Annotated in this window: 19 protein-coding genes; 4 read left to right on the forward strand and 15 right to left on the reverse strand. The window is 59.0% G+C overall.

What is annotated here, in order from left to right; all coding sequences use genetic code 11:
• Window positions 1-94 precede the first annotated feature (94 nt).
• From MUG98_RS11435 to MUG98_RS11460, 6 genes are read right to left on the reverse strand one after another with little or no spacing between them, the layout of a single operon-like run.
• Entirely contained in the window at window positions 95-424 is a 330-nt protein-coding gene (locus tag MUG98_RS11435) for a hypothetical protein (RefSeq protein ID WP_265112235.1), read from the reverse strand.
• Entirely contained in the window at window positions 421-717 is a 297-nt protein-coding gene (locus MUG98_RS11440) for a hypothetical protein (RefSeq protein WP_265112236.1), read from the reverse strand. Before MUG98_RS11440 ends, MUG98_RS11435 begins: the two co-directional genes overlap by 4 nt.
• Window positions 714-1,481, reverse strand: a complete 768-nt coding sequence (locus tag MUG98_RS11445) for a hypothetical protein (RefSeq protein ID WP_265112237.1) — start codon at window positions 1,479-1,481, stop codon at window positions 714-716. Before MUG98_RS11445 ends, MUG98_RS11440 begins: the two co-directional genes overlap by 4 nt.
• Window positions 1,478-1,870 (reverse strand): hypothetical protein, encoded by a 393-nt coding sequence (locus MUG98_RS11450; RefSeq protein WP_265112238.1) that lies wholly within the window; start codon window positions 1,868-1,870, stop codon window positions 1,478-1,480. Before MUG98_RS11450 ends, MUG98_RS11445 begins: the two co-directional genes overlap by 4 nt.
• Window positions 1,867-2,241 (reverse strand): hypothetical protein, encoded by a 375-nt coding sequence (locus MUG98_RS11455; RefSeq protein WP_265112239.1) that lies wholly within the window; start codon window positions 2,239-2,241, stop codon window positions 1,867-1,869. The genes MUG98_RS11450 and MUG98_RS11455 overlap by 4 nt, the downstream gene beginning before the upstream one ends.
• Entirely contained in the window at window positions 2,238-3,500 is a 1,263-nt protein-coding gene (locus MUG98_RS11460) for an FmdB family zinc ribbon protein (RefSeq protein ID WP_265112240.1), read from the reverse strand. Before MUG98_RS11460 ends, MUG98_RS11455 begins: the two co-directional genes overlap by 4 nt.
• Before the next feature lie 536 nt (window positions 3,501-4,036).
• Here MUG98_RS11460 and MUG98_RS11465 point away from each other — a divergent pair.
• Window positions 4,037-4,285, forward strand: a complete 249-nt coding sequence (locus tag MUG98_RS11465) for an ArsR family transcriptional regulator (RefSeq protein ID WP_265112449.1) — start codon at window positions 4,037-4,039, stop codon at window positions 4,283-4,285.
• An 8-nt stretch (window positions 4,286-4,293) separates the two neighbouring features.
• Here the strand turns inward: MUG98_RS11465 and MUG98_RS11470 are convergent, their stop codons facing one another.
• Entirely contained in the window at window positions 4,294-4,560 is a 267-nt protein-coding gene (locus MUG98_RS11470) for a hypothetical protein (RefSeq protein ID WP_265112241.1), read from the reverse strand.
• A 260-nt stretch (window positions 4,561-4,820) separates the two neighbouring features.
• On the opposite strand from MUG98_RS11470, the gene MUG98_RS25650 reads away from it, so the two are divergent.
• Window positions 4,821-4,973 (forward strand): DUF7837 family putative zinc-binding protein, encoded by a 153-nt coding sequence (locus MUG98_RS25650; protein ID WP_486606254.1) that lies wholly within the window; start codon window positions 4,821-4,823, stop codon window positions 4,971-4,973.
• 122 nt (window positions 4,974-5,095) lie between these two features.
• Here MUG98_RS25650 and MUG98_RS11475 read toward each other — a convergent pair whose 3' ends face one another.
• Entirely contained in the window at window positions 5,096-5,686 is a 591-nt protein-coding gene (locus MUG98_RS11475; protein WP_265112242.1) for an NAD(P)/FAD-dependent oxidoreductase, read from the reverse strand.
• A 276-nt stretch (window positions 5,687-5,962) separates the two neighbouring features.
• Between MUG98_RS11475 and MUG98_RS11480 the strand changes: the two genes are divergently transcribed.
• Complete coding sequence (locus tag MUG98_RS11480; RefSeq protein ID WP_265112243.1) at window positions 5,963-6,466, forward strand: DUF8162 family protein; 504 nt, start codon at window positions 5,963-5,965, stop codon at window positions 6,464-6,466.
• Between the two features lie 394 nt (window positions 6,467-6,860).
• Window positions 6,861-9,917 carry a PAS domain S-box protein gene (locus tag MUG98_RS11485; RefSeq protein ID WP_265112244.1) on the forward strand — a complete coding sequence of 1,019 codons (3,057 nt, stop codon included), beginning with the start codon at window positions 6,861-6,863 and terminating at the stop codon, window positions 9,915-9,917.
• A 254-nt stretch (window positions 9,918-10,171) separates the two neighbouring features.
• On the opposite strand, the gene MUG98_RS11490 is transcribed toward MUG98_RS11485, so the two are convergent.
• The 7 genes from MUG98_RS11490 to MUG98_RS11520 all read right to left on the reverse strand — a co-directional run bounded on the left by MUG98_RS11490 (window position 10,172) and on the right by MUG98_RS11520 (window position 14,535).
• Complete coding sequence (locus tag MUG98_RS11490) at window positions 10,172-11,233, reverse strand: Cdc6/Cdc18 family protein (protein ID WP_265112245.1); 1,062 nt, start codon at window positions 11,231-11,233, stop codon at window positions 10,172-10,174.
• Window positions 11,234-12,511: 1,278 nt separating this feature from the next.
• Complete coding sequence (locus MUG98_RS11495) at window positions 12,512-12,730, reverse strand: hypothetical protein (protein WP_265112246.1); 219 nt, start codon at window positions 12,728-12,730, stop codon at window positions 12,512-12,514.
• A complete protein-coding gene (locus MUG98_RS11500) occupies window positions 12,730-12,927 on the reverse strand; it encodes a hypothetical protein (protein ID WP_265112247.1) in 198 nt (65 codons plus the stop codon). The genes MUG98_RS11495 and MUG98_RS11500 overlap by 1 nt, the downstream gene beginning before the upstream one ends.
• Window positions 12,928-13,125 (reverse strand): hypothetical protein, encoded by a 198-nt coding sequence (locus MUG98_RS11505; RefSeq protein ID WP_265112248.1) that lies wholly within the window; start codon window positions 13,123-13,125, stop codon window positions 12,928-12,930.
• Complete coding sequence (locus MUG98_RS11510; protein WP_265112249.1) at window positions 13,122-13,460, reverse strand: hypothetical protein; 339 nt, start codon at window positions 13,458-13,460, stop codon at window positions 13,122-13,124. Before MUG98_RS11510 ends, MUG98_RS11505 begins: the two co-directional genes overlap by 4 nt.
• The gene (locus MUG98_RS11515; protein ID WP_265112250.1) at window positions 13,460-14,053 is read right to left on the reverse strand and encodes a hypothetical protein; all 594 of its coding nucleotides are present in this window, start codon (window positions 14,051-14,053) and stop codon (window positions 13,460-13,462) included. Before MUG98_RS11515 ends, MUG98_RS11510 begins: the two co-directional genes overlap by 1 nt.
• Window positions 14,053-14,535 (reverse strand): hypothetical protein, encoded by a 483-nt coding sequence (locus tag MUG98_RS11520; RefSeq protein WP_265112251.1) that lies wholly within the window; start codon window positions 14,533-14,535, stop codon window positions 14,053-14,055. The genes MUG98_RS11515 and MUG98_RS11520 overlap by 1 nt, the downstream gene beginning before the upstream one ends.
• Between the last annotated feature and the right edge of the window lies 1 nt (window position 14,536).

The following is a 14,536-nucleotide window of genomic DNA, read 5'->3' on the forward strand; positions in this document are numbered from 1 at the left end:
GCCCAGTCCTCAAGGACGGGACCGTGCTGCTCGTAGAGCTCCTCGGCAGAATTCGGTTCGTCTGGCCCATCTGTTAGAGAGTTCGTTGCTTGGCTCATCGGTCGATCACCTGATTGCGGACGTAGACGCGCGCGGACCACGGTCGGTCCATCAACTCGATACACGTCACGAGCCCACCCTGACGGGCGAGCAGGACGGTGTCGGTACGACGATGGTAGCGGGCGACGGCGCCCCGATAGGCACTTGGGTAGTGGATCGGCGCGGCCTCCTGCCATGCCTCTTGGACGTCGACGTCGTCGAGTAGCGCCCGGTCGGACCAGCGGTCTTCGACGTGGTCCGTGATCTCGCCGATCGAGACCTCCGCAGCGCGCCGGCGCTCGTGCTCGGCGACATCGTCGTCGAAACCGAAGGTGGCGGCGCTCACTGCAACCACCTCGCTTCAAGCTGGCGATCGAGACGGGCCCCGTACTCTCGCACCTCGAGCGTCTCGACCGCCGACCACTCGCCGGAGAACTTGCTGCTTTCCTCCGACCGAACCTCGTGGCGGATGTCGACACCGACGCCGTGCGTGTACTCGACGACGAGCCGATGCTCGACCGTCTCGTGGCGGTGTCGAAACCCAGTGAACGGTTTCGTCGACCATTCCGCCATAACGTGACGGGTGTCGGATTCCCAGTGGGTCGCGTCGTCGCGGCCGGTGGAGTACTTCGCCGTCACGCCTTCTCACCCCGCGGTGGGACATCGCGAACGTCACTATAGCACCCGAACGCTACTGTGATCGTTCTGGCCCGGCCACGTGTGACACCGATCGTTTTGGCGACTTCGCCGAGCGTTTCATGCTCGTCGACGGCCGCTTCGACGTCGCCTTGAGTTACCCCCTCTGGAAGTTCGACGTCGATCTCGTCCTGATCGTCGACGGCGTCGACGGTGATCGTCTCGGCGTCGTGATTATCCGTCGGTTCGTCCTGGACGTCGTCGCCGGTGCCCGCTGGCGCGTCGTCCGCGCCATCCTCCTCGAGGTCGACGTCTCGTGCCTCTGACTCTGACGTTGACTTTGAATCGGGTGTGTCGTCCTCGATGGAAGTGCCGCTCTCGCCAGTCTCGTCACTCTCGGTTTCGTGGACGCCGTGTTTGACCATCCGACGGTAGACTGCACCGTAGCCGACCTCGAAGCGATCAGACGCAGCGCTGATATTCCCGTCCGCCTCGTCGTAGGCACGCTGGAGATCCGCGGTCGACGTGTGGTCGAGCATTTCCTCGGCATCCTTCTCGCGATCATCGTCGGCGTCGGCCCCCCGCTCCTCCGTTGGCATCGCGAGGGTATCCAGCTCAGCATCATCGGGAACGGTCAGCGTCACGCGGCCGCGGATCGCATCCTCATTGGCCTCCAGTAGTTGCGCGCCGTCGATGTCGACCGGCGTGTTCTGGAGTGCATCGACGACATCGGCGAAACGGCGAAGGTCGTCAGCGGCGATCGTCATCGAGAACGCACCTCCTCGCGATCGTGGACCACTCCACAGACGCCGCAGGTCACACCGTCGACGCCGCGCTCGTTACGGATCGCCGAGTGACCGCACGGGAGGGCGCCATCGCGATCGTTGCCCTCGAGGACGGCCTGGATCCGCTGGTAGGCGTCCGGATCGGTTTCCCAGAGACAGCGGCGTTTGGACCATTCCGTGCACTTGACCCGATCGACACGGCGAACGATCCCCTTGTTCTGGAGGCCGACCAGCTGGTTCGCGAGGTCGTCAGGGATCACGTCGGATCGCCAGCGCTCCCCTGGTTCGGGAAGAGCCAGGAGCCGCTGGGCATTCCGCCGGATGTACGGCAGTTGGTCCTGCGGGATGTCACTGGGTACTCCGGCACTCATCGGCTCTCACCCCGCTCGCGTTTGTACGCGACTGGATCCGGTCCGTGGATGGTCACGCCCGTGCCGCCGCAGTCGGCGATCAGTCGAACGTCGCTGTTCTCGTCGGCGCGCTGCAGGATGGACGCCCGCCAGACGTGCCCGACCGCCGATCGAAGCGCAGCTCGGACTTCGGGATGGTCGACCTCGTTGCGGAGGGCCTCGAGGGACGAACAAACGTCGTCGATCTCGTCGCCGGTCTCGCGATCACCGACCTGGATCCCGTCGTCGGTGATCCACGGCTGCCGATCGCCGCAGATCGGACAGTAGCGCGCAGATGCACGAATCTCTCCCCCACACCCGTTGCAGGTGATGCGGTACGATCCACCCGTCACGCGGATTCACCTCCGTCCTGTTCAGTACCCATGTCTGCTGAACAGTCCGGGCAGTAAGCGGGCTGCTCACCGTTTTCGAGGGTTTCGTAGGTCCAACCCTCTGACTCCATGTCGTTGTACGGCACCGTAGCATCGCAAGTGTGACACGTCACGTCCGGGTTGGCCGGCCACGGCCGTTGTGTTCCGGTCAAGGGTTGATCGATCCCCCCGTCGGTCGCGACGGCTCGCTTGAGGTCGACGTCGTGCATCTCCTTGCGCGCATGGCGGTCCATCTCGTCGGAGACATCGACGAGGTCCGTGTTCTCGAACGACCAGGCGCAATCCTCGCACGTCGCACGGTGGATCGGCTGCCCGCCGTCCGTGGTCGCGACCGGCGCCGAGTCATCGTGATCGTCGTCTGGCCAGTCGTCGAAAGCAGCCTCGGGTCCGACTAGGACGGTCATCGCGCTCTCGGTCTGTGCGCGGATTCCACGGAGGTAGCGTTCACCTGCCTTCCGGGTGGGCTCGGCGAGGTCCTCGTCGTCCTGGACGTCCTCGAGGAGCGACTCGGTCAGCTGGTCGATCTCCTCGAGGCGGCTCTTGATCGAGGGGCGATTCTCGATCGAGACATGGTCCTGGACGCGTCCGCCATCAGTCACCAGGTCGACGTCGTCGTTCTCCCAGCGGATCGTCGTGTTCGACGTGAGTGCGAGCAACTCGAGTGCGCCGTCGGTCGCGACGATGTGCTCGGGCCCGCGATCGCGTGCTGCTGCGGCCGCCAATTCTTTCGCGTTGAACGGCCCGTCGACGACCGCCGATCGTGTCTCATCGACAACGTAGTACTCGTCGTCCTGGTCAGCACCACCGTCTGTACGGACTGGCCGGCAATCGTGGTTCGCGAGATCAGTGATCGTATCGAACGGTCGCTTACAGAGATCACACCAGTGGGCGTTGCCGGTGAGGAACGCCTCACGCCCCTCGGACTCGCGGCCACCGTCGGTCGCGACCTCAGATTCGCCATCCGTCCTAGATTCCTCGCCTGGAAGCGGACCGATGTACCGGCGGCGATGTGCACTACACTCTGGACACGGAGCCGAGCCGGTGTACTCGTGCCCGCAGCTCGTACACCGGTACTCGAGGTTGTCCTGATTATCTTGGTCATTGAGGTCGGCGGCCGTCTCGAAGTGGTCGGACGGAACTCCGTGGCGGCTCTCGAGGGCCTCCATCTTACACTGCTGGCAGAGCCACGAGTGGTTCCCGCAGGTCGGGCAATCGCTCATCGTCCACCCCCGTGGAAGAAGACGCCAGCGCGCAACTCGGTGCGCTCGAGGGCGGCCACCAGGTAGTTCGATTTGTCACCGGTGTTGTTATCCCCGTCGCGCGTTGACGATCCAGTTGGACGGGCCTGAGCTCCTGAACAACCTCCCGTCCGTGCTGCCGCATCCTCGCGCGGCGGCGTTTTTGCTACGGCGTCGCGATCCGTACTCTGATCTCGACTGTCCGCACAGCCGGCTATACCGCGGTCAGTGGGGCAATACTCATTTACCCCGAAGCTCTCGTTTTGCATGGTCGGAAACCTCGTGCGGAGGTTGACCCGACCCCGGCGTGCTAGGGACACGTCGGACTTTTGGCCCGAAAGGGCCGGGTCGATTGAATATTGAGCCTCCCCTTACAAATAATTTCCTAACGATTTACAATCGTCTGATAACGATACACCACCAGTTTCAAACACTTTGGTTACGTTTTCGTACGTATCGGTAAACCTATGGCTACTAATCGCCCCACCGTAGATGTGGTACGACAACGGGCCGAGTGGATGCGCCCAGTTGATGAGCGCATCATGGAAACGATGCGTGATGAAGGGAATCTCACGCCGCAAGCTGTGGAAAACTTCGACGTTTGCTCCCGTAGCCATGCAAGCCTTCGGCTTTCCAAACTTGCGAAATACGGGCTGGTTGACCGAATCGCACAAGGCCTCTATCGACTCAACGACGACGGCCGGGATTTTCTTGACGAGGAACTCGACGCGAGCGAACTCGAACCAGTCGAGGATATCGAGGACTGACATCGTTTTCACCGAAGTTTGCCGCGAACGAGTTCGATCGCGTCACTGATCCACTGGGGCAGAGGTCTCGTCGGTGGATCCCGATTGACACATTTCCCTGCGCTGTCGAACTCAAGGACCCACTCGTCCTGGCCGTGATCGATGGTGACCGTTCGATCGCCGTCCTCGCTGTGGGTCAACTCTAACGTAGCTGTTCTGGGGGCCTCCGGTGGTACGTCGGCCCCGAGATCGGGCCGGAGATCGATGTCGATTCGTTGGCGGTCAGTCGTCGACATAACAGTCGCTTGTTGGGCTGGAAATTGCTTAAAAACCCCTTGGATTTCCGAATCCTCATGCCGAAAGTTATGATGATATGACACAAATGACTAGTAGAGGAGGTTTTGAATATCTTTATAATAAATTGGAGTTAGCTAATAATATGTATCCATGATAACATATACATATAATTAATTTACAAAATTTTAAATGGTATGGGTTCCCAGATCCAGATGGTGGGCTACTATCTCACACGCCCCACCCCCCTCTTCCAACGTCTATGACAGGTGATCAATCGACGGTCGGGCAGTGCCCAGAGTGCGGCAGTTCGATCTCGAGCGGATGGAAGTTGATTGAGTACGAACGCGATGACGGACCACTCGGAGTCTTCGCTGAATGCCCGTCGTGTAACGAAGTCGTCGCTCCAGAGTAATACCGGTGATCCGACTGTTCTGATCGGCAGTGCTGCTGAAACCACACTAGATATCAGGGACGTTGTGTAGGACTACTCACTCGGAAGAAGGACGAACGCGCCGCTGTACACCCGCTTTTCCGCTACTCTTCGGCTGCCATCGCGCCAAATACGCCGGCGGCGTCCTCCGGAACGTCGAAGTCGTGATAGTGCTCCCCCTTCTCCTTCGAGAGGATATTCAACGCGGCAGCTGCACCGTCACCGGCGGAAATAATTGCTTGCCACTCTTCGGCTCGAACCATCGCTCCTGTCGCGTACGCGTCGGTAACGGTCGTCTCCATCGTGACATCAACGTCTACGACATCTCCATCGAACGAGCAGCCGAGCGATTCTGCCAAGTCACGGTTTGCGCCGGTCGCAAGCACGACGTAGGTGGCCTCGTATTCGTCCGCTGGTGTTTCGACAACAAACCCGTTGTCCGAGGGAGTGACGGCTTCGACCGTCTCACCCTGCTTTCGTTCGACACCGAAACGGTCTACCTGCGTTCTCGCGGTCTCCATGAACGCCGACCCATCTATCGAGCCGATACCGAGATAGTTGAACAGGTGGGCCTTGTGCATCCACGTCGAGTCCGTGTCGAAGAGAATCGTTTCGAGCCCGTTCTTCTGCGTGTAGAGACTAGCGCTCAATCCGGCCGGCCCGCCACCGACGACGATGACATCTGTGTCACTCATGCACTGATCGGTTTGTGTCTCAGCAATAAGTATTTCCGAGTAACGTATACGTCACCCCCTGCTACTCATGACATAACTGTCGATCCGATCTTATTTCTATACTGCTTGTAAAAATCGATCATCCTTGCCCCCTTTGCGCGTTCTATTCATGTAAAACAGTTATCGAAGTATCAATTTATTCTCAAAAAGTTGTCAGATACAGAGGACGTTTTCAATCGGAGAGTGATGTCAATCGGAACACAAGATTCATGCTGGTAGGTAGAAATCGTATGCGAAATGAATATCGAACCGATTGCAATTCTGCATATGGGGGTCTTTCTCGCAATTGTCAGTGGACTCTACGGATTGCTCATCGCACTCTTCTGGTCGCCCTTCCTCCTTACGGAACACTTTCGTCAACTCTTCGGCTTGCTTTCTTCCTTCGATTGGCACATAAACTACGTTCTCTGGATACCGCTCCCGGCGGTGTGCTGGGGGTTTCTCTGTGGGAGTGTCATTTCGCTGAGCCTCGACGTCCGACCGCCAACCGATGCATCGCCGCTCTATGTAGCCGGACTGGACGGTATCATAGTGGCGACCGCGGTCTCGGTCCTTTTGTGGCCAGCCCTGCTGCTGTACGTGCTGCCAGTTCATGGGGTTGACTGGTACTCAAACAAAGACACGTCACCGACGGTTACACTCGTCATCGGGGGAACCATCTGCTATCTACCGTGGCTCATCATCCCGACCTATCTCATCGTCCTCTTTGCTGGCTTTGGGGACGTCATGACCGGACCCTGAGTAACCAGACTGTGCCGCTGGATGGCGGATGTGGCAATGGCTACCATAACCTGGTATAGGGCGAGAAACATGCATCGAGTCAGTCAGAAGTTCTCGACTACTTGGTTGAATCATCATCGATCAGTACGCACGTATAGTTGCCGTCCAGTACAGGTGAAGCTGTTACCGGTCCTGTCCCCAATCGATCTGATAGCTATCAAAAATGGCCTGCTGAATACAGAGTATGGCTCCGACAACGGCGTTCTCAGGAGACTCATTCATCGAATGCGAGACCGGTGCCTGAAATCTGGAACGAGGGTGGAACCTGCCGTCTCATGGTATCCAATCGAGGAGGAATTCACGACCCGGTCAGTACACGACGAACTTATCCTACCTGGGACCCACCATCGTTCATATGAGCGATCAAGCAAGGAGTTCAGGGGGCAGATTCTGGGCGGACGCTGCCGGCGAACACGCACTCGATCGCTACTCTACTCTCGTCAATATGGTCGACGACGGTATCTACCAGCTCGACGCCGATGGGCGGTTCGTCGCGGTGAACGATACCATCGTCGAATTAACCGGCTACTCTCGAGAGGAGATCCTCGGCGAGCACGCGTCGCTCATGCTCGCCGACGACGACGTCAGCCGTATCCAGCACGAGATCGATCGGCGGCTCACCGCCGACGACCGTCAGAACGAGGCCATCGAGTTCACGGCCTGGACGGCCGACGGTGACACAATCCCGTGTGAAATGGAGCTACACCTGGTCGTCGAAGATAGCACGTTGCAGGGGTCCATAGGGGTCGTGCGCGACATCACCGACCGCAAGCAGGCGGAACGCGAACTCCGACAAGAACGCGATCTCGTCAAAGGAATCGTCGAGACCAGTCCCGTCGGAATCGCGGTCGTCGACGCCGACGGCGAGGTGTCCTTCGCCAATGAGCGCGCCGAGAAGATATACGGTCGCTCCCGTGACGAACTCAGCGGTTTCTCCCACGACGACCCTCGCTGGGATCTCGTTGACGAGAATGGCAAGCCGCTCAAGACGGGAGAAGCACCGTTTGACCACGTAGTCACGGAGGAAGAGGCGATCTACGATCAGGTCCTCGGCCTTCGCAAGCCCTCCGGTGAGCGCGTCTGGGTGTCAGTCAACGGCGCCCCGCAATTGAACGAGGACAGTGAACTGGAACGGGCCGTATTCGTGTTTGAGGACGTGACCGAGCAACGTGAGAACGAGCGCAGGCTCGAAAAGAGCGAACAGCGGTACCGGACGCTTGTCGAGAACTTCCCGAATGGATCGGTGGGTATGTTCGACGAGGATATGCGGTACACCGCAGTTGGTGGACAGCTCTTGAATACGCTCGATATGGAGCCGGAGGACCGAATCGGAAGAACCATCCACGAAATCCATTCGGACGATCTCGTTGAACAAATCAAACCATACTTCCAGGGCGCACTCGCGGGAGAGGCCGGTACCTTCGAGATCGAGTTCAGGGGCCGATACCTCCACGTGCACGCTCTCCCGGTAAGGGACGCCACAGACGAGGTGTTCGCTGGCATGATCGTCGTCCAGGACGTTACCGAGCGCAAGAAACGCGAACGCGAACTCGAGCGAAATAAGGAGCACCTCGAGACTCTATTCGAGGTGCTCCCGGTCGGTGTCGTCGTCGCGGAGGCTGACGGAGAGATAATCGAGGCCAATGATACCGCACACATGATCTGGGGCGGGGACGTCTTCGACGCCGACTCCATCGAGGAGTACGACCGGTACCCGGTGCGATGGGCTCATTCGGACGTGCGAGTCGAACCTGAGGAGATGACGCTGGCCCGTGTGGTCAACGGCGAAGAGGTGACCGAACCCGATATCTTCGAGATTGACACTGCTGACGGCGAGCGACGGATCATCCGAGCGGAGGGCATGCCGATCCGGGACGGGACTGGCGAGGTGACCCGCGGAGTCGTCACCCTGAGCGACATTACCGAGCGCAAGGAGGCGCAGCGTCAACTCGAAGAATCTGAGCGACTCTACCGTACATTGACCGAGAACTTTCCGAACGGGACGGTCGGCGTCTACGACCACGACCTCCGGTACACGCTGGCGGCAGGGGAGAAAGTGGGCGACCCCGCACCCAGCGCAGAGGAAATCGAAGGGACACGAATGCCAGAGCTATACTCCGACGATGCCGTGACGGATCTCGAGCCGTTATTCCGAACTGCCATCGAAGACGGCGAGACCGGAACCATCGAAACCGAGGTTGTCGGTCGCGACTGGCGGGTATGGGCCACACCGTTACGGGATGCGGACGGCGAGATATATGCCGGACTGAGCTTCGCCCAAGATATCACCGAGCAAAAGGAACACGAACGTGAACTCGAACGGGCACTCGACTTGCTTGAGCGGACTGAGCGCATCGCGGACGTCGGTGGCTGGGAGCTCAATCCACAGACCCAGGACGTGTTCTGGACCGACCACGTCTTCGAACTCCTGGAGGTACACTCCGACGAGGAACCCCCGCTGGACGAGGCGCTCGACATGTATCACGAGGAGGACAAACCGATCGTTGAGGATGCCGTCGAGGACGCGCTCGCCTCCGGCGACCCCTTCGATGTCGAGGTGCGGCTCCGGACGGCGGCCAGCGACCAAATACGCTGGCTTCGACTTCAGGGAGATCCGGAGACCGTCGACGACGAGGTCATCTCGTTCCGCGGGGCGGTTCAGGACATCACCGAACGTAAACAGCGCGAGCAGCGACTCGAAGAACTGATCGAAAGGCTCGAGGAATCGAACGAACGCCTGGAGCAATTCGCCTACGCCGCCTCTCACGACCTGCAAGAACCCCTGCGGATGGTCTCCAGCTACCTCCAACTCATCGAACGACGCTATGCTGACGACCTCGACGAGGATGCGCAGGAGTTCATCGAGTTCGCCACCGACGGCGCCGACCGAATGCGCAACATGATCGATGGGCTCCTTCAGTACTCACGAGTCGAGACACAGGGTGACGACTTTGAGCCAGTCGAGTTGAACGCCGTCGTTGAGGACGTCTGCGATGATCTTCAAGTCCGGATCGAGGAGACTGACGCCGAAATCACCGCTGACTCGTTGCCACGCGTCAACAGTGACGAGGAGCAGTTGCGCCAAGTGTTCCAAAACCTGCTGGACAACGCCATTGAGTACAGCGACGATGAACCGCCCAAGGTGGATATCTCAGCCGAACGAAACGATGCTAAATGGGTCGTCTCGGTCAGCGACGAGGGGATCGGTATCGAGCCAGACGACGCCGACCGCGTCTTCGAGGTGTTCCAGAGCCTCCACCCCCCAGACGAACATGGAGGGACGGGGATCGGGCTCGCGGTGTGCAAGCGCATCGTCGAGCGCCACAATGGTGATATTTGGATCGACTCCGAACCTGGCGAGGGGACAACATTCTCGTTTACACTACCTGCGGCGAGTGACCACGAGGGATAGACTACCTATAACAACCGGTTTCTCTAATTTGGTTTATACCGTACAGAATGGTGGATACACCCCTGTATTCAGCACGGCTCTGCCAACATCACCGATTACTGATAGAAGTATCAGCGGTATGTCCGCACTCTCCACATAACAGCTGTTTCAGATCGCACTATATCTAAAGAATAGGAGTTCAACACAACCCGATCAATTATCAGACGTGAACTCAGATCGATGGAGATCATCCGATGCGCTCTCAGTCGATCAGACTATCGGGAGAGTGTCGGATTGTCCGGCAACTCGACGACTGGTTCGATAGTCGGATCGATCGCCTCGTAGACCCGATCTTTGGTCGTCCCGTCGAATGCGATGAGATCGTACGCCTCGAGCTTCGGGAACTTATTACGCCGGGCCCGTTCTCCGATCGGACAGACGGGCGTCCCTTCGTAGACCGCATCGGCCACTGCATCATAGCGATCGTGTAACTCTTCACCCGAAAGCTCACCGGCCTCGTGGACGATCGCGTAGAGCACCTGATGATGATACGGGAGTGACTCCAGGTTCAACTCTCGGATCCGGTGCTGCGCGCGCTCGTAGGCATCGTCGACGTCGCGATCCTGGATCCAAAGATGGCCACGATCGTGTGCTAACTCGGCAGCGGCTCGCAACGACTGGATTCCCTTGCGGGCAACGCCAGCGACCTCATCCGCGATCGCCTCGAGTTGCGCTCGCGAGACGACGTCCCCGTGCAATCCCTGCCGGGCCCGCCGCTCGAGGATATCCGCGAGCTCGGGTACGCGATAGCGATCGAGTTCGACGTGTTCCTGGTCGAATGGATGGCCGTCGTCGACGTCCAGTCGCGAGAGCCAGTCGGTCCCATCGTGAGCGATCGCGACGACGGTCACATCGGCAATCGCGAGTAGTTCGCCGATCGCCTCGGTCTCCGGCAGGTCGTCACCTTCGTCCAGAACGACGATCGTCTCGTCGTCGATCGCGTCGCGGAGTTCGCGGCAGGCCACGTCCACTGTCATAGTCCGTGGGACGTCGTCTGGTCCATTTGGGTGCTGCTCGAGGACTGCTCGAAGGACGCCCCCAGTGGTTTTGCCGAGTGAATCAACAAAGACACGGGTGACGCCCGTCTGTCGTTGAAGACGATCGACGGCCTTCTTCGCGAGGAGTGTCTTGCCGACCCCGCTCGGGCCCGAGATGAGTGCGTCCGTGTCGCAGGGGCCGGTCGTGAATCGGCGGAGAAGCTGCTCGATCTCGTCCTCTCGATGCAGCAGATTGGGTGGAATGAACTTGTCGTCGAACACCCGCGGATCCGCGATCATATTCTGTCCGACGATCAGGTAACACAAAAAGACTACTTGCAATTCCGAATTGTATTTTCGTTATAGGGGTAGCAGCTCTATTGAAACGATATTTGGGACACGAGAACTCCTGGCAGTGAAAGCTGCCTCGGGAGAGGAACTCATTCACCTTCCATAGAAGAATTCCTCTGGGGGGTATGCCCGAGGCAAGTGAGATGAAAGTAGGTCACATATAAAGCCATTCAGCAGGGAAAAGCAAGCCTCGCTACTCCTCGTTAGCAGGGTCATCTTTACTAAGGACTTGAAAATCAGACTCCTCACAGTCACATGTGTTGGCCGCTCCGAGTGGGGTAACCGTCCCATTCGGCTTGATCTGGGCTGGCACAATTGATCCGCAATTAGCACATTGGAGTGCCGCCCGTTGGATTTCATCGTCGTCAGACATCTATCTCAAACCCAATCAGAACACTCTGTCAAGGCTGATAAAACCCAGACGTTTCGCGATTTGCCCGGGTCAAGGGACAGAAACTGGATTCCAGATCCGATTAGATTGGATGGCTTTGCTGAATCGCCATACGGCGTTAGGTTGAGTGGTTTTAGAGGGCCTGTGGCAGAGTCCAATCGCTCCGCTATCATGGATTCCTTCGAAATCGTAGCTAAATTGTCCCAGAATAGCGCCTCAAGTTATCGGATCTTATCCCTGGAAGTCGACGCCGCCTAGTGATTCACCAGAACCGATTGGACCGAATAAACGAGAATACAACAGTATCTGATGTTCTGTTTTGGTCACGATGATCATGAAGAAGTATTGCGGCCATCAACTCGTAGTTGGGCAATTGAACCAATGGCCGCGTATGTACAGTGTATCCAGACACGGATAAGGAACTGGTGAGTTCAGAAGTCTATCAGCAGTTCCAAGAAAGGTCTGTTCAGTTCAGACAACCCTTATATCTCTCAATACAGGACAAATACAGAGTTAGGACTTATGAGAAAAAATTGATTCTGGAGGGCTTGGTAGTTCAAAGCCCGTCACACACCCCCACCCCCATCGTTTCTACTGGAGATTAACATTCTTTGTCCAGAAGTGTTTCCCACACTTCCTCGCACTCGCCACAAAGATACCCGGTAAACCCGTCTACATCGTAACATTCGACAGAGGTATCTTTCCCACATCGTTCACATTTCATGAACTGTGTTTGAATTCACACGCACTAAATATCCGTACTTAGTTCACATCTGTACTTATCACAGTTGTCGAATACGTGTCACCGGCGGAGGATGAAATAGGATCAGAAAGGACTACTTCTGGAGGAAGCGATCGCGCCAGAAATCGGTCTTCGCCCAGCGCTGCGGGCAGTCCGACGCATGTGGGATCTCGTCAATGTTCAGCGCCGACTTTCCACACCCACAGCACTCAATTTCGCCGGTCGGTTCGCCGACTTTGAAGCCGTCGTCCCAGACTGGCGTCTCACTCCGGATGAGTTTGTACTCCGTCTCAGGGGCGAGCGCGTCACGCATTACCGCACCCCCAGCACGATCACGAGGCGGCCGATCTCGACTGTCCGGTTGTCGGTGTGTCGGAGCACTGTTCCAGCGGCCCCGCTGGGCTGCGGGCCGATCACGAGCTCAAGTTCACCGTCACCCGTGGCGTCGGCCACACTCACGAGGGGGAGTGTCTCGATGATCGCCGCGAGAAGGCCACGTTTGAGCCCCATCTATCTCCCCTCCACGACACCGTCAGCGCACTCGATCGCGACGTCCTCGACGGGTTCGCGACCCACCGGCTTCCACATGCCAGCGATGCGCTCGTATTCGATCCGCATGTGATCGCCGCCGGCCATCGGTTCGAACGCGACCTTCCGGATTTTGCCATCGACACCACGCCAGCGAACGTCGAACCCTCGCTCGGTCATCGCGACCACCGCGGTTCCCCGCTGCAGTGCTCGCCGAGCTCGCCGGCGATGTCGTCGCGATCGACAACCGACGGGACCGGCCGAGCGCCAGTCGCGTAGGCGACCCGTTTGAGGTGCTTGCACTCTCGCTCGCGGTACCGGTGATCGGGACACTCGCACGCCTTCAGCCTCGTGTCGACGAGGTACTCCGAGCCGCTCTCCGAGACGACGAGATACTGGCCATCGGCGCCGGCGACGCGGCTGACGTCCTCGAGGACGGTGAGGTACTGCGTCAGTGCTCGGCGATCGATGCCGTCGACGTCCTCTTGGATGGACTCGGCTTCGGCGGCTGCCATCATGCATCGACCTCCTTGAGCAGTGCCTCGACATGTCCCTCGAGGTTCTCCCGGTTGCCGTGCTTGACTGCGAGTTCGGCAATTCGAGCGCCAGGTCCCCACAGCGAGGATGGTTTCAGGTCGTGAGCGAAGCCCGCAACGAGTTCGTCGACGTCTTTGCCGATGTTGTTCGCGATGCGCTGGAAGAACCGTCGATCCGGCGCGTCGAAGACGTCGAGGTCACCGTCGAACTCGACGATCGTCTCGGCGAGGCCGAAGTAGGCCTGGACGTGGCCGTCGATCTGGACATCCCACTCTTCGACCTGTTCGTCGTACCGAACTTGGTCGTCGTCCTGCCGCCCGAGTAGCTTGTGGATCGCCTTCTGCTTCGGGTGGCGCTTGTTCCGCAGCGCCCAGAACTCACCGAACTCCTCGAGGGTCTCGATCCGGTAGGAAATCTCGACCTCGCCTTCGGTTCGTTCGGTCACGTCGCCATGCTCGCGGATGATCGTCGCCGGTCCGCTGGCCTCGACGAGAAACGATCGCGGGAGTGGCGTCACCTGCTCACCTTCGAGCGCCCCTGCGACGTCGGCGCTACTGGCCTCGATCGCCATCACTCCTCACCTCCGACGTCGTGGACGGATGCAACGCGCTCGAGTCGGCTTCGGGGGAACGCGTAGCGCTTCAGCGTCTCGATCGACTTGGTAGTTCGATCAGGGTAGACGACCTCGTACACGTCATCCTTTGGATCGAACTCGGGGTTGACGTCCGCGACGGTCTTGTTCGTGCCCTCGAGGCGGTACTCGTCGGCGTTGTGCGGCGTCGTTTCGACAACGACCATCGTCTTCTCGTCGTCGTCCTCGGTGACGTCATGGACGTGATCGCCGACGTACAGCGGACCGCGATCGCCGTCGCCCGCGCCGTCGGCCATGCGCAGTTGGGTCTCGGCGGGCTCGGCGTGGCTATCCTCGCCGCCGTCGGTCAGGACGCCTTCGGGACCGGCGACTGCCTCCGCTTCGTCGATCGACGGTTCGGGACCCCGGTACTGCTGATAGGCTTTCTCCCAGTCCAGGTTCGGGCGCGTGTTGACCTGCATT

Origin of the sequence: Halosolutus halophilus, from assembly GCF_022869805.1 — an archaeon.
Lineage (GTDB): Archaea > Halobacteriota > Halobacteria > Halobacteriales > Natrialbaceae > Halosolutus > Halosolutus halophilus.

What these genes read in the sequence shown, in the direction of transcription:
- MUG98_RS11500 (WP_265112247.1), bottom strand. Translation starts at nt 12,927, where the DNA reads ATGGGGCTCAAACGTGGCCTTCTCGCGGCGATCATCGAGACACTCCCC.
- MUG98_RS11505 (WP_265112248.1), bottom strand. Translation starts at nt 13,125, where the DNA reads ATGACCGAGCGAGGGTTCGACGTTCGCTGGCGTGGTGTCGATGGCAAA.
- MUG98_RS11475 (WP_265112242.1), bottom strand. Translation starts at nt 5,686, where the DNA reads ATGAGTGACACAGATGTCATCGTCGTCGGTGGCGGGCCGGCCGGATTG.
- MUG98_RS11470 (WP_265112241.1), bottom strand. Translation starts at nt 4,560, where the DNA reads ATGTCGACGACTGACCGCCAACGAATCGACATCGATCTCCGGCCCGAT.
- MUG98_RS11445 (WP_265112237.1), bottom strand. Translation starts at nt 1,481, where the DNA reads ATGACGATCGCCGCTGACGACCTTCGCCGTTTCGCCGATGTCGTCGAT.
- MUG98_RS11480 (WP_265112243.1), top strand. Translation starts at nt 5,963, where the DNA reads ATGAATATCGAACCGATTGCAATTCTGCATATGGGGGTCTTTCTCGCA.
- MUG98_RS11515 (WP_265112250.1), bottom strand. Translation starts at nt 14,053, where the DNA reads ATGGCGATCGAGGCCAGTAGCGCCGACGTCGCAGGGGCGCTCGAAGGT.
- MUG98_RS11450 (WP_265112238.1), bottom strand. Translation starts at nt 1,870, where the DNA reads ATGAGTGCCGGAGTACCCAGTGACATCCCGCAGGACCAACTGCCGTAC.
- MUG98_RS11490 (WP_265112245.1), bottom strand. Translation starts at nt 11,233, where the DNA reads ATGATCGCGGATCCGCGGGTGTTCGACGACAAGTTCATTCCACCCAAT.
- MUG98_RS11465 (WP_265112449.1), top strand. Translation starts at nt 4,037, where the DNA reads ATGCGCCCAGTTGATGAGCGCATCATGGAAACGATGCGTGATGAAGGG.
- MUG98_RS11520 (WP_265112251.1), bottom strand. Translation starts at nt 14,535, where the DNA reads ATGCAGGTCAACACGCGCCCGAACCTGGACTGGGAGAAAGCCTATCAG.
- MUG98_RS11460 (WP_265112240.1), bottom strand. Translation starts at nt 3,500, where the DNA reads ATGAGCGATTGCCCGACCTGCGGGAACCACTCGTGGCTCTGCCAGCAG.
- MUG98_RS25650 (WP_486606254.1), top strand. Translation starts at nt 4,821, where the DNA reads ATGACAGGTGATCAATCGACGGTCGGGCAGTGCCCAGAGTGCGGCAGT.
- MUG98_RS11495 (WP_265112246.1), bottom strand. Translation starts at nt 12,730, where the DNA reads ATGCGTGACGCGCTCGCCCCTGAGACGGAGTACAAACTCATCCGGAGT.
- MUG98_RS11485 (WP_265112244.1), top strand. Translation starts at nt 6,861, where the DNA reads ATGAGCGATCAAGCAAGGAGTTCAGGGGGCAGATTCTGGGCGGACGCT.
- MUG98_RS11510 (WP_265112249.1), bottom strand. Translation starts at nt 13,460, where the DNA reads ATGGCAGCCGCCGAAGCCGAGTCCATCCAAGAGGACGTCGACGGCATC.